Here is a 23,865-nt window from a genome sequence, read left to right as displayed (position 1 = left end):
TCCTATGTTACATACGTTTATCATGCCAGAAATTTACTGGGAAATGTTCTTCCTCATGATATGCTTCGAACTCATAGCCTTTTTCTTTTAACCCTTGTATAATTGCTGGTACGGCTGCAACAGATTGTGGATGGATATCGTGCAACAAAATAACTTCTTTGGATTTCGTCGCACCTGAGAGTACATTTTTAATAATTTGTGCAGCAGCAGCATCGACTGGCATCTTATTATATTTCCAGTCTAAAGAGTCTATTGTCCAATCCCAAACTTTCAAACCACCTTCTACAACCTTATTGCGAAGTGTCTCGTTTAATCCAGGCATTGAGCCATAAGGTGGGCGAGTTAATACAGGTGATTTTCCAATGATTCCAGCAATTAAGCTTTGGTCTTCTTTCATTTCATCAACATAATGTCCTTCTGTATAAAGCTTTTTGTAGTCATGGGTCATACTGTGCATACCAACATAATGCCCTTCAGCTAATTCGCGTTTTACAAGATCAGGGAATGATTTGACATTTGCTCCAATTAGGAAAAAGGTAGCCTTTGCATCCTCTTTTTTCAATATATTTAAAAGTTCAGCAGTATATTTTCCAGGCCCATCATCAAAGGTAATATAAGCAATTTTTCGTGTTTGGCCATTATATTTTTCGGGTGCTGTTTTATTCATTTCTACTTTCGGCTGATCACTTGCAATCTGTACTGGGTGATCTTGATCTGTTATAGATTTTGCTGATGAGGTAATAAACGAAAAGATAATATATCCTATTCCAATTGCTATCATTGTGACAATAATAGGTTTCAGGTTACGTGTATTTTTCATATTATGATGGTCATCCTTTCTATCCTGTTAGTCGAAATTTTATATAGTTTAGGAAAATATAATCTGTAAAAATGTCATCGTGAATAATAATCATTACGATTTAGGTGGTTTGTTATTCCTTCTTTTTACCAGATGCGCTGGGCCTAATTTGGACCAGCGCATCTGATAAATGTAGCAGTAATACATGAGCTTTAATATGCGTTGTAAGGTTTATTAGTATTCCATTCATTTCGAGAGCTTTGGCGAATCGATTCTCGAATGTCTTGAGCGTATTTTACACCCCTTAAGTGTAATTCTTGATTTTTTCCATATATACAGATGTCCCTGTATCCGAAGATTCTTCCGAAAAAGCTTTGGTGCAATTCAATATCTCTAATCTGATGGTTTTCTACCTCATGTACATAACGTGTGAATAATCCAAGTTTTACAGCTATTCTTTGGTTTGTGACAATATATATATCGAAATACGCCAGAATCATTTTAAAAAGAGGGACAACAAGCCCGATTATAGTGATGGAAAGAAGAATATCCCTAGTAGTTCAAACGGATAAGGGGTGCTTTGTTACACGGTCTAATTCTACTTCGGTATCCATTTGGGTTAGCTCCTTTCTTAAAAAATGTTTTTCATATAACATAAATTGTATATACAACATAACAATAGTTGGATAAGAATATACCACATTATAAAAATAACATTCAAGCGATAGGAGGATATACTCTCAAACTACATTGATGAAACTTGAGCCCTACGGGTATAAGGGTTATTAGTGTTTGAATGAAGTGAATATGCGAGAAAACGCACAAACAACAGTATGTGACGTCAGATTTTTTGCTTGAAATTAAAAAAGTTGCAACAAGGAAACATACCTCCCGTTAAATGTATGAGTTATCATGAATGCGGAACATATTTTCCTAAAAGGAGCCGAATTTATGGCAAAAGTAAATGCGAAAGATGTAGCAAAAGATTCAGGAAAAGAAAAAGCGCTAGAGGAAACTTTAAAGAAACTTGAAAAACAATTCGGTAAGGGAGCAATTATGAAACTTGGAGAGCGGCCTGAACAAAGGATATCAGTTGTATCAAGTGGTTCTATAGGACTGGATATTGCATTAGGGATAGGAGGATATCCGAAAGGTCGTATCACTGAAATTTATGGACCTGAATCTTCAGGGAAGACAACACTAGCATTACACGCGATTGCAGAAGTACAGAAGCAAGGTGGAACGGCGTTGTTTATTGATGCCGAACATGCGCTTGACCCTGTATACGCAAAGAAGTTGGGAGTAAATGTTGACGGGTTGTTAGTGTCACAACCAAATATGGGAGAAAAGGCGTTGGAAGTTGCAGAAGCGGTAGTGAGAAGTGGTGCTGTTGCGATTGTTATAATAGACTCGTGGCAAATTTGGTTCCACAGGCTGAGATTGATGGGGAAATGGGAGATTCTCATATGGGCTTGCAAGCGAGATTAATGTCACAAGTTTTGCGGAAACTCTCAGGGCATATTAGCAAACAAAATGTGATTGTTATTTTTTTGAATCAAATAAGAGAGAAAACAGGTTGTACTTTTATTACTAATAATAAAACAACTACTGGAGGAAGGGCGTTAAAATTCTATTCCACGATAAGAATCGATGTACGTAGAAGGGATCAAATTAAAACTTCTAAAGTTGGTCAACCTACGGGAAATGCTACAGAATTAAAAGTTGCGAAAAATAAAGTAGCTCCACCATTTAAAAATTGTAAAGTCGATATTTTATACGGTGAAGGGATTTCGAAAGAAGGAGAAGTCTTAAATTTAGGCGGAGAGAAAGTAAAGCAATTTTTGAAAGAAAATAAGCAAATTAGTCATGAGATTGAACAGGGGATTAGGAATTATTATGCAAATGAATCTTAAGTGCAAATGACAGGGTTTTTGGCAGGATAATATACAGATAGCATTACCCAATATAGAAGTCTTTTTTATACAAATTCCTCTTTACACAAGTTGAAAAATGGTGTGGGTGTGTTATTTATAACTATATTATTCTTTTGATGTATGGGACACATTATTGATATTTCAAAATGGAATGGGAATATTAAATGGGCTGTAGGGACTCCACAATTAGATTTAGTAATTGCGAGAGTACAAGGTAGTACAAACTATGTAGACCTGATGTATAAAAGATATGTGTAGTCGATGAACACTCACGGTGTACCTTCCAGTAACTATGCATTTTGTCGGTTCGTGTCCATCAATGATGTGAAAAAAGATGCGCTATTCTGTGTAGCTGATATGGAAGTTAAAACAATGGGTGATACGCAAGCATTTATTTATGAATAAAGACGCTTATCCCTAAAACATCAGCTGCCATTTTTTTGAACATGTGTAATCCCCTTGTGAAATTAATTCTTAATTGTACAAAAACATATTAACATGATTTTAATAAAGTGTTTTTTTGTAATTCGAAAATATTTGAAGGTAAGTTAAGAAATTAACAAATATTATTTGGAAAATATGCAAAAAGTTATTTAGTAAAAATGCACCATCATACAAAAATAAAAGGAGATTTAGTAGTTTTAAAGGATCAGGTTGATTTGTATGAAAAAAGATATATGATTTTAACATCACAAACGGAACATTCTCCGTTTGATCTTGTAGCGTATAAAAATGGAGTGTTTATGAGGGGGCAAGTGAAATATAGAGAATTGAATTCGAGGGAAATTCTTTTGTAGCGACTCCGTTCTAGTTATTCTACGGCAAACCGAGTCGCTACAAAAGAAGTGAATCAAGAAGAAATAGATGTGTATTGTATATATTGTCCTCAAACTGATTTATGTTATTATTTCGATCCTAAATTATTTAGTAAATCTATTAGTTTAAGAGTGGATTCTCCGAAAAATAACCAAGAGAAAAAAGATAATTTTGCAATTAATTTTAGAGAAATTCCGTGAATTCACTTCAAGTGATATAAGTTGTTATTTATGTTATTGGAAATCTTACAATTATGTAAGGTAACTGTAAGGAAGTTCGATGGTAACAAATTGCTAATCTTTTATAATTAAGATAACAACGATAAAACGAGGAGGAAGAAATGATGAAAGGATTGATCGTAACGGGCTTAACAGTCGCTTTTGGATTTGTAGCGTATGAGAAATTAACGTATGTAGTTGATGTTGTAAAACATTTAATAGCTTAGAAAAAACTGCCATGAGAGGGAAGAGGAATGAATGGAATGGTTATTCGGAATTATAAGTACTTGTAGTGTAGTTTTATTGTTCTTTGTCCCGAGTGGTATACTTAGTTCGACAACGAGTTTATTTTTCTTAAGTTTGTTTGCTTGTACGATGCTTATTATTATGTTTTTAATGAAGCGAAGTAAACCAATTTTCTATTTTAGCATGATTGTTATGACAATTATTGTCCTCCAAATTATTACCCTTGTAATATACCCCACAATTATAAAAGCTTTCCATTAATGATAAATCCTCTGCGTTAATTGCTGATGTTTTTTATTTATATAATTTTGATTTTTAATAAAGATTTATTCATATTAAAGTATAAAAATTAAATGTTTCTATATTTCAAACAAATGGTATTGAGATGTTATGTTCTCATTACGCATTTGATATATTTACTTTGAAAATCATTAAAATTAAGAAAATGAGGCGGACATATGGATAAAAAAGAAAATACGGTCGTATTGTTTCCACTCTATAACTATAGACAGGTTTCAGTTATGTATTATGCGGTTCACGTATATTATATTCCACAATAAATTACTCTATAGCCCCTACTTATTTCATCATTATGAACTTGTGAACCGTCCCGTGCGCTCTCTTGATAAACACAGCCAATAATGTCATAAAAGTTGTTGACATTCGTCCGATCTTTCATAACGTAATAGGATGTGTAAACCAAGTTTTTCACACAGATATGCATCTTATCTTTGGTTTTATAATTTGTCAAATTAGAAATTGATTGAGTTTGATAAAGAATAATATGTTTTTTATATGACAGTTTGTAAATCTAAGAGCGACAGTTCCCCCTGAACCGCTTCGTGTGCAGTTTTCCACCCCCTGATGACACAAAAATTCTTTTCCCTTATCAACTGTAATCGTCTGAAATGCAGTGGATGGATACATGGCAGCTCTCTGTTTTATGGCGAATTCCATCGATTCCGCTGTTCGATTCGAGATTTAAATTGCTTGATGATATCGTGTTTTCCGTTCTACTAATGTCGCGAAACATCCTTTACTTTTTCCATAGCTTGAAACAATCGTATCTAATCCCCAGTGTTCAAACGTTTCTCGCTTTTTCACTTCGGATGGTCGCTTTTGAACAGACATTCCTATATTGAAACGTCTACGTGTTCCCTTTGTTTTTTGACGTTTTCCTTTCTATCCTAATAAGGAAATATCCTTTGTAAATAAATTCCTTTGATATACCAGTTGTATATCATCTTAAAAGAGAAAATTCCCTGTAGACAGCCATATTGTATTTATTCAGGTGACCAGGTACACTCTAATTTCTCTTGAATCCTCGTGCGATAGAAGAGTGATGATGCTTCAAAATCGTACTAATTTTTCTTATGGAATATCTAATTTATAAAGTTGCTCTAGTTGTCCACGCTCAAACGTGGTGAAATGTAAATAGTTCATACTTTGCCTCAGTGTAGGTATGTGGTGTGGTAACTTCTACTTTACACGAAGCGAAGTGAGCTTTTATTTTTTCTTTAGGTGTCGCACTTAATAATACAATTCTTCATATCAAAAACACATTCCTATGATTAGAAAACATAACTTCTATTTTTAGGAAATAGAAATTACTGAAATTTTGAGGGAACCCTATAAATCGAGAAGTTTTTCTCCTAATTTAGTGATGAACACAATAATTACTATAAATGCTAATAATTTCAATGCTACATATATTACCTTGAACGTTATTTTTCAGAAAATGTAAATTAGCAGACTTAGCAGAATAAACATTATAATTCCCATTTAGATTACCTCCGATAGTTTCTCTTCACCATATTAGGAAGTTCTTTCCTTCTACGCTCTTTCGGTGTGTATAGAAGCTAATACGGTTACATATAGAAACAAGAGTATCTCACTTAGCGTAAGATACTCTCTTTGTTTGATTATAGTTTCTTTTATATATAGTATAATAAATGTTTTTTAAATATAGCGACTAAACCGTGTGTTTCCTTCACTAATTTGTCCTCATAATTTTCTTTCGGTAAAATGTAAGATGAGGTAAATGTTGATATATAAAGGTTTTATAAGCTTTTTGTCGGATATTTTTCTCCCGCATTAACTGTCAGTAAAATTTCTCTCATGTGAGAAGCGATGTTTTATATGTCTAAATGATTAAATGTTTATTCTTTACGAGCTGCGCCTACCATAATAAAGATAGCTGATAAAATGTGCATAATCATTCCTACAAATGGAATCCATCCCAGGCAAGACGTCACAATTCCTAAAATATTACCGTTAGCACTCATATCATTCTTTTTAGCCAATACTAAAGTGATGATATGTAATGCTAACATGAAAACAAGCGGTGACCAATGTAAAGAAATAACAATTATTCCACCAAGAATAGGGATTCCTAACAAAGCTTCTAACCCACCACTAACCCACTTTAATAGTTTTACTATGTCTTTCAAAGGGTACCCTCCTTAAAAATATTGTAAATATACTCCATTATCAAACATAACAAATAACTATATATAATTTAATAGGAATTTGCGAATAAAAAAAATACAACAATGATAGGTCAGATTATTTCACTAGAATTAAAGAAATTCTATCTAGAGACGCCGTCTGCCTCATATCAAACAGTTGGTATGGGTATTAAATGGTGAAAAGCTGCAGCTTGTATTATCTTACAAAAGTGTAATGTTCTTGTCATATATTTGGGTTTCGTCTTTAGATAAAAGAAATTATGATAATAAAAGGATAAAAACAAGTGGGGTGAGTAATATGAAAAGATATATGTTACTTCCTAGTATGTTGGTTGTGTTTGTAACAATGTTAGTTGATTGGGGTTTTATCTGGCGAGGAACATAAAAATTTAAACACCTTAGAAAAGATAAATACTATGTTCAATTTGTAATTAATTGATGGGGACGAAATGATATTAAAATCTACAAATGGCGAAGAGTGTAAAGAGAAAATATTAAAAATTACAGAGAAGCAAGGTTTTCGAAAAGAATTATTTTTCAGTGTATACCATTCTTCTCAAGATGGTTTGACATCTTGGGAAGAGGTTAAAAAGGCAAACTTTTTTAACAAGTGAAGGGGAAGTTAGGTGTGAGAGAAGAAGAGGCTATCACAAGTTCAGACAGCCTCTTCCTTTAAAAAACTACATTATCCTGTTAATTTTTCAATAATAGGCGACATTGCAATAGGTGGAACTGATATAGTCATCGCTTTAAAATAGACATTTAACTTATCCCCTACAGTAAAGGAAACATCATTAGGGATAGGAACGATTTGTATTTTATTATTGTTTACTATGTCCCACCAGTTTTCTTGGTATACTAAGGTTTCTTCCATTGTTGGTACATCTATAACAGTCATGTATGGGTTATCAATAGAAACAACATATCCTGCGAAAGACGTTTGTTGTTTCTCAACAGAAGAGATAGAAATACGATCTGTAGACGGCTCGTTTGTTGCTGCACAAGCAGGTGTTAGACCGAAAGTAAATCCACACCCTAACGCTAAAGTAGTTACTACGGTAACCAGTTTTTGTTTTGTTGTAAACATAAATAAATATCCCTTTTTCACAAATCAATATCTATACATACAAATATTGATTTGTGAAAAAGGAAAACATCCATATATTTAACAAAAAATACATATTTAAGATATGGATGTACGTATTGGATATCTTATTTCTTTACAACTTCTATATCATACATTCTTGTATCACTACCTTTTTCACTGCTTTGATATAAGTATCAATTGGATGTTTGGTACTAGAACGAAAGCTTAAGTCAATCTTAATTAAATCTTTATCATATCCAATTTAATGAAAGAACAAACTGCTGAAATTAAAGATGAAACAATAGAAGAAAATGGATCGGAAATTTTAGAAGTAAAATAAAAATACCTAGATTTAACACTAGATATTTTTTACGCCCACAATTTGTCTACAAAAAATTTATTTTACAATGTCTTCTTTGCTTTTTTCAAAGCCAACATTATATATATCAAGTGTTTTATGATTTGTTGTTCCAAAAAATAACTAACATTCAGAAAGATGAATTGGATAATAATCCTAATTAAATCCCGCAGTTAATTAAAAATCAGTTAAAGAAAATGGCTGATTAATTTAGAATGAGTGGTTATCAAGCTAAACTTAAAAATTAGAGGAAAGTGATTTTAGTGAAATTTTATATAATGAGAAAAAAATATTCAAACTATGCAGAAATGCTAGAAGGAAGTAAAACATTTAGTATACAAATATATAATAAACGTGATGGAGATTTAGAGAGAAATCTCATTGATAGGTGTAGTTACTTTTTGTATTTTTGCAGTTGTTGAGATGTAAAAGGGATTGCAAGCAAAAGCAAAGGGAAATGAGAACACTCAGACACCAACCAAGCCACTGGTTTATTGGTGTCCTTGTTTACATAAACCGATTAGTAGGGAACCGGAATATGTTACCACTTCTACGCAAGAAACAACTTATTCTAACGAATCTTGAAGAAGAAGTGAATAACACATTAAAAAATGAAAATAAGGTTGTAAAAGAAGCGGAAGGTGCTGACATTCTATTTCTAAGTGATGTCGATATAACAGAAGAACAACTACTAGATATGAAATTGGAAATGATTATATTAAAAATCTGTCATTAAGTGCAAAGTATGTCATAGTACGAAAGCTAGGCAAATAAGAAATTGAAAAACAAAACCATTTTTTATGATGTCCTTGTAAAGGATGGCGCCTAAACAAAAGTCAAGCAACAATTATTAAATACTAACGGTAATAGATTTCTCAATTGTTGGCCTATATAAATTATGCACAAGGCTTGAAATATTATACAAGATGAGAAGGACATTTAAAAAAGGCTATAGACTAAGCCCACAATTTTCCAAGCTAATTGGAGGAGGCTCTCATGTACCACTTTCAAGGGCGGTTGACGGGTATTCGAGCGATATGAAGAGGTTTGGGTCTCCAATGGGAAGTGGATCAAAGACGTTGTATAATTGAGTGGAAGATGAGAAAGAACAGCTGAAAGTAGATAACAAGCTATGGCCTGTTTGTATAACAACGAATAAGGGGCTAAAAATATTTCAGCGTCTAAAATATCATCATGATTTTTTCCTTTAACATTCGTACTATCCAATCCTTACACATGATAAAAAGTCCAATTATCCTATTGTTCATAGGATAATTGGACTTTTTTACATTACACCATCAATATTTTTGAAATGGAATGATCAGGATTCTTGCCCTTGCAACTGAAAGCCGATAGTAGTTAAATTTCTTGGTGTTTCCGAACCTTTCAACATACAGCATACAATCATTCGTAGTTTCACTACGTTTAATTGTATGCTCATAGGAAGGGAAATCCCCTCCTATATGTAAACAGAAAGTATCAAAAATAGAGAGGCAGACTTAATTACCTTGAATATTCTTGATGTAGTTTAATATAACATGCTTCTTCTAACAAGTTGTGTTCACCATGTGATTTCAATCTAAATTTTAGGTGAATTATAAATCTCTTTGTAACATATTCGGTTTTACAACATCAAGAAAGAGCAACCATACATGAACTGCACCCCAATTGTTAGACACAGTCTAACAATTGGGGTGCAGTTTTTCTATGACTAAATTTACAGCTAATGAAAAAATACAAATTGTTCTACGTTATTTGAACGGAAATGAAAGTTATCGAGAAATAGGCAGAGTGATCGGTATAAGTAATACAATCATTTTGAATTGGGTAAACCAATATAAACAAAATGGTGTGGAAGCTTTTCTAAAACGATGTACACATTACACACAACAATTTAAACTAGACGTACTAAACTTTATGATTGAAAACGGTATGTCCTTATTTGAGACGGCAGCTATCTTTAACATTCCTGCCCCTTCAACGATTTCTGTTTGGAAAAAACAGTTCGAAACACAAGGAATTGATGCCCTTCAATCTAAGAAAAAGGGGCGTCCATCCAAGAAAAAAGATTCAAATAAACAATTAAAACAAGCTTTAGCTGAAGGGTCAATCGAAGCACTTGAAGCACGTATTAAACAGCTTGAAATGGAAAATGAGTAATTAAAAAAGTTAAATGTCTTAGTTCAAAACAAGGAAAAGTCACGAAACAAGACAAAGCGCAGGTAGTCTATGAATTAAGGCATAAATATTCGGTGAAGGCACTCGTGGAGCTAGCTAATATTCCACGAAGCACGTATTATGATTTAGTAAAGAAAATGAATCGTCCAGATGTAGATGCCGATTTGAAAGCTGAGATTAAAGCGATTTATGAGGAAAATGAAGGTCGTTATGGTTACCGTCGCATTCGTGATGAATTAACGAATCGTGGTCAGAAAGTGAATCACAAGAAGGTTTGGATTAAAGTGTGTTGTGCGTATGAAGAAATATAAATCCTATAAAGGAAAAGTCGGTAAGATTGCACCTAATATTTTAGAGCGTAATTTTCATACAGATGTACCGAATCAAAAATGGGTAACGGACATCACAGAGTTTAAATTGTTTGGAGAGAAACTGTATGTATCACCTGTATTAGACTTGTATAATGGTGAAATTATTACCTATACAATTGGTTCTAGACCGACGTATTCACTTGTTTCAGAGATGTTAGAGAAAGCATTAGAACGTTTACCTGAAAACCACCAGCTACTGATGCATTCGAATCAAGGATGGCATTATCAAATGAGACAGTACGTCCGTACACTTGAATCAAGAGCTATTGTACAGAGTATGTCTCGAAAAGGAAACTGTTACGACAACGCAGTAATAGAGAATTTCTTTGGGATTATGAAGTCGGAGTTCCTCTACATAAAAGATTTTGAAAGTATCGAGCATTTTAAAATAGAATTAGAAAAATATATAGATTATTATAATACGAAACGGATTAAGGCAAAATTAAAAATGAGCCCGGTACAATACCGGACTCATTTGGATCAAGTAGCCTAATGAAATAACCGTGTCTAACTTTTAGGGGTCACTTCAGCATCTATTGCTCTTTTCCAAAACCCTACGTTAGTAACGTCTAACAACTTTTCCTTTTAAAAAATTAGATACTTTATTATAACAGCGTACAAACATCATCAGTATTATATTTTTGTGATTTTTAAGTTCATCTGTTACTTTAAATCCAAACGTTTTTTTATAATATTCTAAGCAATCATAGTATCTATAAAACAAAGTACAAGAACTGTACAGCATAACAACAATATTAGATTTAGATTATATATATTTCTTTTTTTCATTTTAAAAACTCCTATTTTGAGAATATATACAATTTGTATTTCATATTATTAGGCGATTAGTAGAAAATGAAGTTAGTAACTAAATACGCCTCAGTGTTTCCGAACCTTTCAACATACAGCTTTCCATATTTATCAAATCGTGCTATATACTCAAAGGAAGGGAAACCCTTCCTAACGACCAATCTAATAGTAGAATAGGGGATCAACAATATATAGATAACTCTAATTACCTTATATACGATTGATACTATGTAATATAACATGCTTCTTCTAACATGTTGTGTCCATTAAGTGGTGAGCGATTGAAAATTAGGTGAACTATAATTCAATCCGCGAACTTACTTTTTTAACATTCGAAAAACTATAGCTTCCGGTTCCGCAGGTTACCTAATAATGTGATTCTAATGGCCATGCTATCTCATATAATATATTCTCTTTTCAAGTAACTTAATTAGCTAGTGGTTAATTAATACTAACAAATGATTTAATCCATCCTGATAACTAAAAGAAAAACGATGATAGTAGCCCAAGGCTAACAAAATAATATTTTGTTAGCCTTATTTTTCTTTAAAATATTTGAGCTTTTATTTTCCTACCTCTATTTCTCTAAAGTTTACCTTGCTTTTAAAAACTTTGAGACAGAACCACCAAATGTTTGGACTTATCATATTAAGGAATGTTTCTATTAGAAAGCTTCTCTTATTTTTGTTCTTCGAATTATATTCTTATCAAAATCATACATCTTTTGATAAGAATGTTGGATGTTTGAGAAAGAATGTGTAAGGACATCTGAGTTTTGCTATAATGTACACATAGATTTTGACCTTAAATATTCTTGTTGTAAAGAGGATTTTTAGTTTATTAAATTTTGCATTTGAAATATGAAGCTGTATTATAGGAGGAATTCGAATGTCTGTGTTTAAACGATTAAGAGATTTAACGATGTCGAATGTATATGCATTAATTGAAAAAGCGGAAGATCCAGTAAAGATGACAGATCAATATTTACGTGATATGCAAGAAGATGTGCAAGAAGCTGAGAAAAGTGTAGCGGCTCAGATTGCTCTTGAGAAAAAATTAAAATTGTTGTTTGAAGAGCACGAATCACTTGTAAAGAAACGTGAAGAGCAAGCACATATGGCTGTTCAAGCGAATAATATTGATCTTGCACGTCGTACTTTAGAGGAAAAGAAAAGTACAGAGCAAAAAATGAATGAATATAAAACAAGCTACGAGCAAAATAAAGTAGCTGCTGATAATCTTCGTGCAAAACTAGAAGAAATGCGTAAGCAATTAACGGAGCTAAAAAATAAACGTGAAACGCTTGTAGCACGCGTTAATACAGCGGAAGCACAAAAAAGTATTAATCAAGCAATGTCTGGATTCGGTGCTAACACTGCAAAAGCCGGTCTGAGCCGTATGGAAGAAAAAGCTCTTCAGTTAGAAGCTGAAGCAGAGGCGAGCGGCGAAATTTATAAAAAAGAAAAGTCGCTAGATGATGAATTTGCAACTTTAAATAAAAAATCAGCTGTAGATGATGAACTAGCACGTATTATGAAACAATATGAGAAATAATTTAGGATAGACAAAGGAACCGGCATGTCTGAAATAAATCATGTCGTTTTTTTATTATCTTTTTGTCGAGGTTACAACATGACATAGATGAATGCGTTAATCATGCTTGTACGGACAGAGGTAAGTATCATTTTGTTATTTTCACTTATGCGGGTTAATTCTGTTTTTTAAAATACAACGATGTAGCAGAACTCTAAAACGAAAATATGGCTGTTACAATTCGCTTTATTATGAAATTATTAGCGCAAAGATATAGTGTGTCACATTCGATTACGAAATCGAATGATTTATGGTAAACACTGGTGAATCGGCGGTTTCATTCTTTATATTATTAGTTGTAGAAATGTTTATTGTATTTATTTTAAGAAAAGTAGTTGGTTTAGATTTAGAAGAGAGAACAACGTAACACATGCTTTGTTAGTCGCTTCGTTACATATTGTCGGAGTCTTTATTTTGCCAGCTTATCTATAGAGAAAAGGAGGGGGGGAAGAGCATGAGTTTATTTAAACGTATTAAAAGTATAATGAAAAGCACAGATCCTGTTAAACCAGAGAAAAGTCTATTAACGTTGACGCCTGGAGACATGATTGAAGTTTCATTAGTAATGTATGAATTGATCGGAAAAACAAGCATACATTCTCGTAATGAAATAGTGTTAATATTACAGGATGGGAAAACAATTTGCTATTTGAAAATCGAAAACCGTGAAAGCACCTATTTTAAGCTGTATAAACCAATTGATGGGCGATTAGATTCTATAGAGGAGATTCCAACGACTATTGAGATGAATGGTATAGAGTACCATATGGAAGAGCGGTATAATGGACGTGTGGTTGTGATGGGAAAAACACCTTTTGCTGTCTCTCATGAACAATATGTATGGGAATTTCAATCTGATAACCGAAATCTACTTCGTATTGAATGGCAAGAAGGACGTACAATGATGTATGAGGGGGCAGCGATTCTTTCTGCGGATGTACAAATCATAAGAGCAACGTAAGGGAGAGATATTCATGTCAAACCGAGTGTTCCCCATGAGTAAATCGTTCGTCACCACTATTCTCATCTTCATTATTTTACTTGTAGTCACTGGCTATGCCTTATCGGGGTGCCGAAATGAAAAATCAATTCAAGATCACTACCCATTAGAATCTGTTGCAAAAGATGGTAAGCAAGAATCATATGTGTATAGGGCCACCAATCAGTCAGTTCTTCAAGTTGCACAGGAACTGACTGATGAAAAGGAGCCTAAACAAGCGTCTAAAGAGGACGAAAATCAGATGTTCCTTGTTTATTCTGATAAAATCTATAACCTTCAAAAGGATAAAGAAAAACCATCTGATACACTAATTGAAATTAGTAATAAAGAATTTGTTCGTCAAAATTATCACCCTTCCTTTTTACAAGGGTATATAATAGGAAGTATAGTGAATGATATTTTTGCTTCACATAAATCTTCTTATGGTGATTATCGTGGTTACATGGACAGAAAAAACCATAAATCAGTTATCCCAGAAAGACCACCTACAAAAGAAGAGAAGAAAATGGCACCGCCTATTATAAAACAAGGTAAAGCGTCAATTATTAAAAGAAGAGATAAGATTGAACCAAAAAAATCTATAGGAGATAAAGGAAGCATTATGGTAAAAGGAAGTGATGCTATTCTCTCATCTCCAGAGAAAAAAGGAACAATTACAAAATCACTAGATGATTCAATTGGATCAGATGTCAAACCAAAATCATCATTTAAAAGCCCACCAAGGAATACCTCTCCACCTCAAACAAGGATTGGTGGTTTAGGGGGAATTACAAAAAGAAAATAGCGATACTAGAAGTGGTCACCATATCGTTTGGAGATGTTAGTTTATTTTTGAATCCCCCGCTATAAAATTATATTAATAAAAGGTGTGATTTTATGAAATCAACAGGAATAACTAGAAATATAGATAGATTGGGACGGATTGTAATACCAATGGAACTTAGAAGAATCTTAGATATAGCAGAAAAGGATCCGATAGAAATTTTTACAGAAAAGGATAAGATTATCTTAAGGAAATATCAATCTCAACACGCTTGTATGATAACAGGGGATGTTTCAGAAAGAAATTTCACTCTATTTAATGGAAATATTGTTCTTAGTCGAAAAGGTGCGGAGTTTTTAATAAGAGAATTACAGCACTACCATGTTAAATAGAAAGGTAAAAGCTCTACTGAACGACACCTTATAAAATGGACAGTTTATTAAAAATTAGGTAATTAAAAGATGGTTCCGGTATTGGATCGGAACCATCTCTTTTGAGTATCCATTGCTAACAATCCCAATTATAATCTTGCATATAGCTCTCGTTTATCAGTTGAAGAAATTGGAAAGTTTGAAAACATTTATAATCTAATTCATCTTTCATATATCCCAAAAAAGATTCCATTGAGGCATTATCTAGACAGTTTTATAGACTTTCGAATACCCATTTTCTTTACACGACGCTGAAATGCGTGTATACCTCAATTAGAATATAAAAGTACTTCAGGATAAATGATATCTCCTAATCTATCTTTTAACTTATCTAATGTTTGATAGACGATATCTATTTGTAAAGAAGAAACATGATAAGCAAAAATTTCTTGTGTCTTACTATCCTTGATGTAAGAGAAATAAGATTTTTTCACCCTTTCCATAAAGTAAATATGGAATATCAGTTAGAATATTTTTCTTCGGCTCTTCTTGCGTAAATTGATACTAAAATAAGTTAGAACAAGTTTTGTGTTCTTGTGTTACTTTTGAGATTCGTTTGTATGGATTCACACAACAAACCTGTATTTTGAGATTATATTTACGAATAATCCGAAAGATACGCCTTAAATTCATTGTAATACCCTTTGTATTTTCTAACATCATTTTAATGAATCATGCACCTCGTTTTTCTATTTATGGTTAAAGATTTCTTGAATCAATTCATAATCTTTCTCCTTACTTGCTTCTTTTTCATGTATAAGTCTACCTTACGAAGCCAGCGTAATCCCCCTTCGACTTACACCAGCCAGATTGTAAAATGATATACCATGCGTGGGAAGTTGAAGCGATAAGTCGCTTGTTCAATGAGTGTATATTTTTCACATGGTATTAATGTTTCTTCTGTAGTGCCTGCCTTTTGAGTTCGTTTAACTTTTTAAGAATGCTAGTTCCGCTTCTAGAAAAGCAATACGAGCTTCTACTTTCTTTAACTTGTCATCGGAAGATAAAATTTTTGTAGAGGGACGATCAGCACATCCTTTTTCACTAAATTGCTCATACGTTTTTTCCCAACGTTTCAAACATCAATGTGGTTTTCTACAGCTATTATTTTAAATTCGCAAAGTAGGTAATAGAATGCTCTGATATTTTCATCTGTATTTCATTAAAAATAATTTTACTTATTTCCCATATCTCACTTTTATCATTGTTTACATTATAACGAGGAATGAGAGTGAAGATACACAAAAATCCAGGGTCATGGACTTTTAAAAGTGTCCATAATTCGAGGTATAGTTCGTACTTGTTAGTAGATTCTTTTTTGTAATACTAGGCAATATGTCATTTCTTACAGATTAAATTTCAGATAATAAAGGATATTTGAAAGATAAAAATAGAAGTGTTAATTTATATACTCTAAAAATAAAAAACATCTTACTTTTACTTTTTTGAGTTTCTAATAAGCTGTCTCTTATTATTTATTCATAAACTTAACAATTTGAAACCCATAAGTCATCAATTTATGTGTTTCAGTAAAGCGCTTTGTTTGACTCTTCGTTCCCATAACAACTGTAATAATGCGTTTATTTCCTTGTTTTGCAGTCCCTGTAAAGCAATAGCCAGCACTATCAGTAAAGCCGGTTTTTAATCCATCCATACCTTCTATATAAAGTGCTTTATTTGCTGTATTTAACATTTCATCTGTACTTGTAACAGGAATATTTTTGAAAGTTAAGTGGGTTTGGCGTAAATGTGTTACTTCTAATATTTCTGGATAATCTTTAATAAGGTGGTATGCCAATTTTGCAACATCAGCCGCGGACATTTTTGTTTCGCTTCCATCTGGTTCTTGTAAACCAGATGCATTAGCAAACTTAGTTTTGTCCGAAAGTCCCAGTTCTTTTGCCTTTTGATTCATTATTTGAACAAAATCTTGTTCGGTCTTCGCCATATGCTCTGCTAAAGCAACTGCTGAATTATTCGCTGATCGAATCATTAAAGCGTGAAATAAATCTGTAACCGTTAATGTATCATTTGTTTTCACTGGAATTCTGGAACCTTCTGTTTGTGCTGATTTCGCACTTATTTTTACTGGATCTTTCCAATGAACTTTTCCTTTATTTATATTTTCTAAAAGCAAATAAGCAGTCATCATTTTTGACATACTCGCTGGAGCAAGCGGTTCATTCGCATTGTTTTGATAAATTACTTCTCCATTACTCGCATCAATGATTATGGCTGCTTTCGCTTCCAAATCTGGAAGATATTTTTGTGGAATGGTCTTTTCAGATAAACCTGTCTTTGGTAACTCTGCTACATGTAGAGGAGGTCCCTCTATTGTATTAGCTTCTTTTGCCTTTGCAACATGGATCTCTTTCATTTCTAAATTTCCGTGGAAAAAGAACCAACTTATACCGAAAATAATTGTTAGTAGTATTGTTACGCTTCTCAAATTAAACCTTTTCATCATTAAAACTCCTTTTAATATATCGAATAATAATTTAACCATATCAGCAATATCTTTATAAGGTCAAGATAAAATAGAGAAGTAATAATCTACTATGACTATTAGTTTAAAGTTATTAATTAATCATTATAGTATACTTTAAATAATATCGAATAATGAGGGTTTTTTAATTGATAAAAAAGCAATCTATTGTGAAAGAAGCGATTGAGACAATGATAAATAATAATGTCCTAAAAAAGAATATACATATACTATCAGTATTTATCTTCCTTCTTCACCAAGTGACACGTACAGTCCTAAAAGATTTAATCGTACACAAAATATTTATGAAATAAAGGACCTTATCTAATAGAAGGTAAACTAATCAGACAACAGGGTTTAAACTGTTCAGGAAATATTCAAGAATGCGCTGAAGAATTAAATAAACTAATTAGAACTTCCTCCATCTCATATATTATTTCAACAATTGGTATTATAAATTCTTATTCATTATTATTGTACATTGAGCATCAGGTATTTCATTTTGTTTTCCCTCTACGAATTGTTTTTTCCTTTTTCTGTTACTTTCAAGTGAGTACCATGAAGCAATTTTTTCGATATGTCAATTATAATGTTTTGTTCTTTTACATCGATATCAAAGCCTTTAAGGTTGCATTCATAACTATTACGATTACCTTCTCCTAAATTTTTATCATCAGCTTTGACTACTAAATAATAATCTTTCACTTCAATCTACGGATTGAAGTAAAAGATTATTACAACAACTTTTCATGAATGCGTCAACAATTACTGTAAGAAGTGCAGTTATCATCATGAATTGATATATATAAATTCCATTTTCCACAATTAACGCTTACATATTTTGTTTAATAAAAAATAATGAAAATTAGCTGTAGATAAATAATAGCTTACAGTACTCTTATAAATATGTGATGTTAGAAAGATAAACATTTGGGAGGTTTTTTAATTATTAGTTTATTAAGCTCACTCAAACTATTACTTGCTTCATTGGGATATATCATTATTTGATAATGTTATAAGTATGATTGTAAACGTTATGTGTTGGGGTATAGCTCTTTATACGATGGTAACAAATTCATATATTTTAAGGCATCGTCAAAAACAAAAAGAAGTTCTTAAAAGTAATGTACTATTATAGGTAGCGAAAATATATTTTATTAGATAGTTTAATGATATCTAATGAGAAATCTTTAAGATTTTTTTTATTAAAAAAATTAAAACTATATCTGTATATGAAAGAGTGATTTTATGTAAGGCCGTTCAAATACAAATTTCACTCTATAGTGGAGATATTAACTGGCAAGCAGTTAAATCATCAGCAGTTCAAGTATGTTATATGAAGGCAACAGAAGGAAGCACATACACAAATAAAAAGTACGCAGAATATGGTGCAGGGCAAAAGTAACGGGAATTCTAGTAAAAACATATCAAATTACGCGTCCCGAGTAAACGAATGTAAGAGATGAAACTCGAAATTTATTAAATATATTATCAACTGGAATAATAATAGGAGATTCATTGTTCAAGATTGCGAAATGGAACACGGATTCTATATTCGAGGTAACACAGAGGTGGTTCTGGTGCAAAATGTTTAAAAGAAAGATAAGCTTTTGCAAAATAAGGCGAGGGGAATTAAAGGTGAGATATGTTAAAGGAAAACAATTCAAACAAGATATTTATTGTTAGCCATTGGCTACTATTGTCGTTTTTTAAGCTATCTCGATGTCTCTAAGGCCAAAAAAACTTGGTGTTTCAGTTCATCCCAAAACCATCATTCGCTAGAGATTTATTAAAAATTGTAATTGCCAAACTTAGAGTTATGGACTAATAAAAGTTCATATACATTGTTAAAAATAAATACACTAAAAATCTCCCAAAAAAGTGGGAGATTTCTTTTATACTAATTTTTATTGTGCACATTCTTTTCTATTTCTTGTCAAACAAAGTTATCATTATTAGATTATTTTAAAAAGATTGTAATGTCTTTGTTAAGATACTAAAATTATATGCATCCAGCGCAAGGTAATCAGAATTATCAAAAAATAATTTCTCCTTAGAAAAAATGTGAAAATACGAATAAATGACAAGGTAAGGAATTATAAGTTCTAAGTCACGGGAATACTGTTAATACAAGTTGATTATTCAAGTAGTATATATATTTGAAATGATAGTTTTTTTAACTATCAAACCTTCTTCAGCTACAGAGTATGGATATTATTTTTCTTATGCTAATGCGGATATTTTTATACCACAATTTTTTGAAGCCATTTTTCAAGGGGTTTTACTGAAGGATTAATTATTTTACATCAGGCTACTACTCATTTATATCTACCAATATAACTAATAATCAAATAATATACTTTTACTTAAGTTTCTAGGATAGTTCACAGAAATTATTTATTAGATTCACATGAATTACAAAATTAAATTATATGATAAATAGCATAGTAAATTTTAAAAATTTACTAGTATGAAATGAAGAATACTACTTACTAATTAGGTATATAAAGTTAAATAAACACAATAAATAATAAAGGAGATTTTCTAATGGTAAATCTTAAAAATAAAATGAAGAATACAATAACCCAAGAAGATGTGGAAATGTTAAAAATCATAGCACATCCAGTCCGATTACAAATTATTATTGAGTTAATTCGCCTTAAAAGATGTAATGTGAAACAGTTAACGGAGATATTAGCTGTTCCGCAATCTACCGTCTCCCAGCATTTATCAAAAATGCGTGGTAAGATATTACATGCGGAAAGGAAAGGGTTAGAAATATACTATTCTATCACTAATTTAAAAGCTTATGAAATCGTTGGATTTTTAGGTATAAAAATAGGTTACGGTAATGTTGATTCTCAATTTTAATTGCTCGTAACTTCTGCATATTAATATTATCTAGATTATAAATTTTATAATTAATCTATTAGATATAAAATTGAATTTGAGTCAATATTTTGGACACAAAAAGGTTAAGTCTACGCTACTTCTTTAGCCAGATTGTCTATTGCTTGAGGGAGTTATAACCAATACATTGAAGGATTCTTTTACATTTATAAAATCCTTCAATGTATTGGAATAGTGCTGGATTTATTTGTTCGAACGTGAAATATTTTGTGCGATATACTTCTTCTTTCTTAAAAATGGCATGAAACGACTCAATGTATACGCCGTCATACGGATAACTTTTTTACTAAAAGAGGGCCTTATTTTAAAATTATGCGAGTAAGGTTTGAAATTCTTAACTTGTATATTGTGTTCCTAAGTTAGCATGTAAAATGAGACCTGCTGATGATTTTTGTATATAGTAAACGTTTTCTAATACTTTTACTGCAAGATACACTCTCATACATTGTATTGAAGCGTCATCCATATTTTTTTTGCTGGTTATTATAGCTCTCCTGTTTTTTAAATGAATTATATAGTATCGGTTAATTTAAAATCCATCCTGAGATGAAAAATCTAGCTATTCATTTTTCTCACATATAACGTATAAGTTTGAAAGTATTATAAAAATAAAAAAACATCTAAACTACCTGTTTCTTGTATTCTATAGGAGACAGGTAGTTTAATTTTTCTTGAATACGTTCTGTATTATAATACTCAATATAATCGTGAATCAGTTGTTTGAGAGTAGAAGCTGAATGTAGTTGTTTTTCTTGTGAATAAAATAGTTCAGATTTCAATGAGAAATGAAAAGATTCTATTACAGCATTATCATGACAGTTTCCTTTACCGGACATGCTTGAGGTGTAATACTATTTTCTTTAGATGACGTTTAGAAAGCGTAGAAGATATATAAGGCCCCTTGATCTCTATGTAGTATAATTTCAGCTTCTTTTTGTGATTTTATCGCCTTCTCAACTTTTTTTAAGACGAGTGTTACGTCTTGTCTTTTACTTATTTCATACGCAATGATTTCATTGTTATATAAATCTATAGTACTTGGTAAATACAACATCTCTGTACCGAATGGCAAATATGTAATATCTGTAACCCATTTTTCATTTGGCTTGGTAGCTTGAAAGTTTCGATTTAAGTGATAATTATATGTTCATTTTAATAAAGCAGTAACTTTTCGATGTCCATATCGAAAGTGATTTGTCATACAAATTGTCAAAATAACCTGTTCTAATTTTGCTTCCTTTATATCTTTCGATTTATTTTTCCATTGATAATGAGTAGAACGAGGTATATCAATTAATATATATAATAGAGTGCTCATTTTTCATCAACTCCACTAATTCTGTAACTACTTCTTTAACTAACTCCTCTCGATTTCGTGGTACTTTTTAAATATCTATTTGCATTTTTAATTTTCGATTCTCTATTTCAGTTCTGCCTTCTTCACTAGCCTTTTGTAGCGTACTTTGTTTTCCTACAGGGTGACTAAAACGATACGTTTCACCTCACGATGCCACTTCATCCAAGTTTTAATCTGTGCTTTATTTTTAATTACTAATTGATCCATAATTTCTTTGTTTGTGTACCCTTGTTTTTTCAGCTCGATTGTTTTCCATTTAATTTCTTCTGAATAAGATTTTCTCGTTCCCATAAGAGATGTTTTTTCCTTGTCTTATTTCATTGGGCCACTTTAAAAGAACTCACCTTAAATTGCGAACAAATGAATAAGCATATCGATTTGGTTAATATACCCAAATGATTAGAGGATTAAAAATTAGAATAAAAGGATATTAAAGCTCATTATTGAGTGTATAAGCTGCAATTATTTAAAAAAGGGGATATTCTCTAAAAAATTTTAGTTCACCTAATATTCAGGCTGTTTTCACATAATAAACACAACTTGTTAGGATGTGTGTGTTATATTGAATAGTGTAAAGAATATATAGAAAAGAAGTGGTTGTATCTATATATTTCTTACTTCCTTATTTGATTGTAGATTTATAGGGAAGGGTTTCCCTTCCTTTGAGCATATAGCAACACCCTATAAGTTCAAGAGATATAAAAAGATTTAAGCTGTATGCTGAAAGGTGTGGAAACAATAAAATTTCTCTAGTTTTAATTAGATAAATAGTATACTTCTCCTTGTTCTTTTTTTAGCCAATTATCCCTTACTTTAAGTATGGGATAATTGGCTTTTTTCATATATAATTAATCTCTTTACAATTATAAGTTTTACTGTGCCAGTTAAATGCCGCTTGAATTTTAATAAAGTTGGAAAGATTCTTGTAATGGTATAGAAATTCGGTTTAGTAAAAATATAAAGTTTTGAGGAGATATGCAGCATTTTAAAAGAGTGAAATGATAAAAATAAATCCTATAGGAGTGACTAAGAAGAGAGAGGAATGCAGATTATTGTATTACAAAAAAATTAAGGAATACATTTTAAATTCCAGAAAATTAATATTAGAAAATTCCTTTTTTATATTCACGCAAAAAACCTTGTTAAACAACTCATATATTTTGAAGTTTAACAAAGTTGTAATCATATTAGTAATTGTCCAAATATGGAGAGTTTTAAAAAAGAGAAAAATAGTTGTGTGGGTGTTTTAATCAAGATTAACATCTTCCCCGCACTAAACGAGGGGCCCTGTTATTCTACTCTCTCTTTCTTATTCCAATTGTTACAGCATTCTTACTTTTAAATTATACAATTGATGAAAGTATTGCCGCGAAACGAGAATTAGATTTCATAGGAGAGAAAATAAAGAAGGATACGGGTGATTATACTTTAACTAACTTGTCAGCAGATGCGGGAGAATCATTTACTCCTGTTATTCAGCAATATCTAGGAGAATATTATGATAAATCACAAAAAATTGATGAATTCGAATACAATTCGTGTCGCAGATGATTATATATCCATAATTAAACTCATTTTGGCGAATGTCGAAGGGGTTAAAGGAAAGGACATTATACTAAATGGATTTATTCACAGAGAAAAGGATTTTAGTCAAAATAAAATTTTTATTTCAAGGTATGAAACTACCTATTGTGTAGCAGATGTATAGTATGGGGGATGTTAGCAACATGTAAAGGAATATCTTCTCTAAAGGAGGGGAAATGGGTCCAAATCACAGGTGGTTTGGATAAAACAACGGCAAAGAATACTATTTTCACTTTTATAAAAGTTACTAAAATAAAGAAAATTACTCCTCCGAAAACACCGTATGTATATCAAAGCTGTTAACGAAAATTCAAGAGAATTCTCTACTATAAATATTATATCAGGACGTTAGTGGTGAGTAGTTCAAAGTAGAATGTAGGAATGAGGAGTTTATTCATTTATATAATATAGTATAGTAGTGTCTTTTGTAGTTGGTAAATAGAAAATAAGCTGATTC

At 31.7% G+C, this 23,865-nt stretch carries 23 protein-coding genes and 7 pseudogenes; 17 read left to right on the top strand and 13 right to left on the bottom strand.

Annotated elements, in window-relative coordinates; genetic code table 11:
- Nucleotides 1-7: 7 nt before the first annotated feature.
- Together DN407_RS31305 and DN407_RS33130 are read right to left on the bottom strand one after the other, a co-directional pair.
- The gene (locus DN407_RS31305) at nt 8-820 is read right to left on the bottom strand and encodes a peptidoglycan-N-acetylglucosamine deacetylase (RefSeq protein ID WP_149217224.1); all 813 of its coding nucleotides are present in this window, start codon (nt 818-820) and stop codon (nt 8-10) included.
- Nucleotides 821-1,011: 191 nt separating this feature from the next.
- Entirely contained in the window at nt 1,012-1,299 is a 288-nt protein-coding gene (locus DN407_RS33130; protein WP_149217223.1) for a PH domain-containing protein, read from the bottom strand.
- A 451-nt stretch (nt 1,300-1,750) separates the two neighbouring features.
- Between DN407_RS33130 and recA the strand changes: the two are divergent.
- The 4 genes and pseudogenes from recA to DN407_RS31280 all read left to right on the top strand — a co-directional run bounded on the left by recA (nt 1,751) and on the right by DN407_RS31280 (nt 4,274).
- Nucleotides 1,751-2,712 (top strand): annotated as a pseudogene (recA, locus tag DN407_RS31295) (recombinase RecA).
- Between the two features lie 141 nt (nt 2,713-2,853).
- Nucleotides 2,854-3,135: pseudogene (locus DN407_RS32650) on the top strand (GH25 family lysozyme); the annotation flags it as partial.
- A 200-nt stretch (nt 3,136-3,335) separates the two neighbouring features.
- Nucleotides 3,336-3,749, top strand: a pseudogene (locus DN407_RS31285) (group I intron-associated PD-(D/E)XK endonuclease).
- A gap of 276 nt (nt 3,750-4,025) precedes the next feature.
- Nucleotides 4,026-4,274, top strand: a complete 249-nt coding sequence (locus DN407_RS31280; RefSeq protein ID WP_149217222.1) for a hypothetical protein — start codon at nt 4,026-4,028, stop codon at nt 4,272-4,274.
- A 720-nt stretch (nt 4,275-4,994) separates the two neighbouring features.
- Here the strand turns inward: DN407_RS31280 and DN407_RS32645 are convergent.
- The 3 genes from DN407_RS32645 to DN407_RS31270 all read right to left on the bottom strand — a co-directional run bounded on the left by DN407_RS32645 (nt 4,995) and on the right by DN407_RS31270 (nt 6,463).
- The gene (locus DN407_RS32645; protein WP_255446559.1) at nt 4,995-5,117 is read right to left on the bottom strand and encodes a hypothetical protein; all 123 of its coding nucleotides are present in this window, start codon (nt 5,115-5,117) and stop codon (nt 4,995-4,997) included.
- A 525-nt stretch (nt 5,118-5,642) separates the two neighbouring features.
- Entirely contained in the window at nt 5,643-5,714 is a 72-nt protein-coding gene (locus DN407_RS33125; RefSeq protein ID WP_481748657.1) for a hypothetical protein, read from the bottom strand.
- Nucleotides 5,715-6,172: 458 nt separating this feature from the next.
- On the bottom strand, nt 6,173-6,463 hold the full coding sequence (locus tag DN407_RS31270; protein WP_149217221.1) for a hypothetical protein: 291 nt from the start codon (nt 6,461-6,463) through the stop codon (nt 6,173-6,175).
- Nucleotides 6,464-6,930: 467 nt separating this feature from the next.
- Here DN407_RS31270 and DN407_RS32640 point away from each other — a divergent pair, with 467 nt between their 5' ends.
- Nucleotides 6,931-7,095, top strand: coding sequence for a YxeA family protein (locus tag DN407_RS32640; protein ID WP_255446558.1), 165 nt, complete (start codon nt 6,931-6,933; stop codon nt 7,093-7,095).
- A gap of 71 nt (nt 7,096-7,166) precedes the next feature.
- On the opposite strand, the gene DN407_RS31260 is transcribed toward DN407_RS32640, so the two are convergent.
- On the bottom strand, nt 7,167-7,568 hold the full coding sequence (locus tag DN407_RS31260) for a DUF3221 domain-containing protein (RefSeq protein ID WP_149217220.1): 402 nt from the start codon (nt 7,566-7,568) through the stop codon (nt 7,167-7,169).
- A gap of 896 nt (nt 7,569-8,464) precedes the next feature.
- On the opposite strand from DN407_RS31260, the gene DN407_RS31255 reads away from it, so the two are divergent.
- The 7 genes and pseudogenes from DN407_RS31255 to DN407_RS31225 all read left to right on the top strand — a co-directional run bounded on the left by DN407_RS31255 (nt 8,465) and on the right by DN407_RS31225 (nt 15,033).
- Complete coding sequence (locus tag DN407_RS31255) at nt 8,465-8,662, top strand: hypothetical protein (protein WP_149217219.1); 198 nt, start codon at nt 8,465-8,467, stop codon at nt 8,660-8,662.
- A 971-nt stretch (nt 8,663-9,633) separates the two neighbouring features.
- A pseudogene (locus DN407_RS31250) lies at nt 9,634-10,968 on the top strand (IS3 family transposase).
- A 1,205-nt stretch (nt 10,969-12,173) separates the two neighbouring features.
- On the top strand, nt 12,174-12,839 hold the full coding sequence (locus DN407_RS31245; RefSeq protein ID WP_149217218.1) for a PspA/IM30 family protein: 666 nt from the start codon (nt 12,174-12,176) through the stop codon (nt 12,837-12,839).
- Nucleotides 12,840-12,926: 87 nt separating this feature from the next.
- Nucleotides 12,927-13,310, top strand: a pseudogene (locus tag DN407_RS31240) (DUF350 domain-containing protein).
- Nucleotides 13,311-13,332: 22 nt separating this feature from the next.
- Nucleotides 13,333-13,839, top strand: a complete 507-nt coding sequence (locus DN407_RS31235; protein ID WP_149217217.1) for a DUF4178 domain-containing protein — start codon at nt 13,333-13,335, stop codon at nt 13,837-13,839.
- A gap of 13 nt (nt 13,840-13,852) precedes the next feature.
- Complete coding sequence (locus DN407_RS31230) at nt 13,853-14,662, top strand: DUF4247 domain-containing protein (RefSeq protein WP_149217216.1); 810 nt, start codon at nt 13,853-13,855, stop codon at nt 14,660-14,662.
- Nucleotides 14,663-14,754: 92 nt separating this feature from the next.
- A complete protein-coding gene (locus tag DN407_RS31225) occupies nt 14,755-15,033 on the top strand; it encodes an AbrB/MazE/SpoVT family DNA-binding domain-containing protein (RefSeq protein ID WP_149217215.1) in 279 nt (92 codons plus the stop codon).
- Between the two features lie 965 nt (nt 15,034-15,998).
- On the opposite strand, the gene DN407_RS31945 is transcribed toward DN407_RS31225, so the two are convergent.
- Both DN407_RS31945 and DN407_RS31215 read right to left on the bottom strand, forming a co-directional pair.
- On the bottom strand, nt 15,999-16,151 hold the full coding sequence (locus DN407_RS31945) for a hypothetical protein (RefSeq protein WP_179955861.1): 153 nt from the start codon (nt 16,149-16,151) through the stop codon (nt 15,999-16,001).
- Between the two features lie 392 nt (nt 16,152-16,543).
- The gene (locus DN407_RS31215; RefSeq protein WP_149217213.1) at nt 16,544-17,536 is read right to left on the bottom strand and encodes a D-alanyl-D-alanine carboxypeptidase family protein; all 993 of its coding nucleotides are present in this window, start codon (nt 17,534-17,536) and stop codon (nt 16,544-16,546) included.
- A gap of 1,261 nt (nt 17,537-18,797) precedes the next feature.
- On the opposite strand from DN407_RS31215, the gene DN407_RS31200 reads away from it, so the two are divergent.
- From DN407_RS31200 to DN407_RS31195, 3 genes and pseudogenes are all read left to right on the top strand, one after another.
- Nucleotides 18,798-18,962, top strand: a complete 165-nt coding sequence (locus DN407_RS31200; protein WP_179955859.1) for a GH25 family lysozyme — start codon at nt 18,798-18,800, stop codon at nt 18,960-18,962.
- A 233-nt stretch (nt 18,963-19,195) separates the two neighbouring features.
- Nucleotides 19,196-19,336, top strand: a pseudogene (locus DN407_RS33120) (IS6 family transposase); the annotation flags it as partial.
- A 768-nt stretch (nt 19,337-20,104) separates the two neighbouring features.
- Nucleotides 20,105-20,428, top strand: coding sequence for an ArsR/SmtB family transcription factor (locus DN407_RS31195; protein ID WP_149217211.1), 324 nt, complete (start codon nt 20,105-20,107; stop codon nt 20,426-20,428).
- Nucleotides 20,429-20,538: 110 nt separating this feature from the next.
- Here the strand turns inward: DN407_RS31195 and DN407_RS32635 are convergent.
- From DN407_RS32635 to DN407_RS31940, 5 genes and pseudogenes are all read right to left on the bottom strand, one after another.
- Nucleotides 20,539-20,945, bottom strand: a pseudogene (locus DN407_RS32635) (IS3-like element ISBce13 family transposase); the annotation flags it as partial.
- Between the two features lie 142 nt (nt 20,946-21,087).
- Nucleotides 21,088-21,303, bottom strand: a complete 216-nt coding sequence (locus tag DN407_RS33115) for an IS3 family transposase (RefSeq protein ID WP_149217210.1) — start codon at nt 21,301-21,303, stop codon at nt 21,088-21,090.
- Between the two features lie 35 nt (nt 21,304-21,338).
- Nucleotides 21,339-21,521, bottom strand: a complete 183-nt coding sequence (locus DN407_RS33110; protein WP_481748656.1) for a hypothetical protein — start codon at nt 21,519-21,521, stop codon at nt 21,339-21,341.
- Nucleotides 21,522-21,614: 93 nt separating this feature from the next.
- Nucleotides 21,615-21,785 (bottom strand): transposase, encoded by a 171-nt coding sequence (locus DN407_RS31175; protein WP_149217209.1) that lies wholly within the window; start codon nt 21,783-21,785, stop codon nt 21,615-21,617.
- A gap of 153 nt (nt 21,786-21,938) precedes the next feature.
- Complete coding sequence (locus DN407_RS31940; protein ID WP_179955851.1) at nt 21,939-22,115, bottom strand: hypothetical protein; 177 nt, start codon at nt 22,113-22,115, stop codon at nt 21,939-21,941.
- Between the two features lie 1,207 nt (nt 22,116-23,322).
- On the opposite strand from DN407_RS31940, the gene DN407_RS33105 reads away from it, so the two are divergent.
- Together DN407_RS33105 and DN407_RS33100 are read left to right on the top strand one after the other, a co-directional pair.
- A complete protein-coding gene (locus DN407_RS33105) occupies nt 23,323-23,532 on the top strand; it encodes a TIGR03943 family putative permease subunit (RefSeq protein WP_481748652.1) in 210 nt (69 codons plus the stop codon).
- An 8-nt stretch (nt 23,533-23,540) separates the two neighbouring features.
- Complete coding sequence (locus tag DN407_RS33100; RefSeq protein WP_481748651.1) at nt 23,541-23,711, top strand: TIGR03943 family putative permease subunit; 171 nt, start codon at nt 23,541-23,543, stop codon at nt 23,709-23,711.
- Nucleotides 23,712-23,865 lie beyond the last annotated feature (154 nt).

Origin of the sequence: Bacillus sp. JAS24-2 (assembly GCF_008274905.1) — a bacterium.
GTDB lineage: Bacteria > Bacillota > Bacilli > Bacillales > Bacillaceae_G > Bacillus_A > Bacillus_A cereus.
Note: the sequence above shows the minus strand (reverse complement) of the source record. Positions and strands in the feature narration are given on the sequence as shown.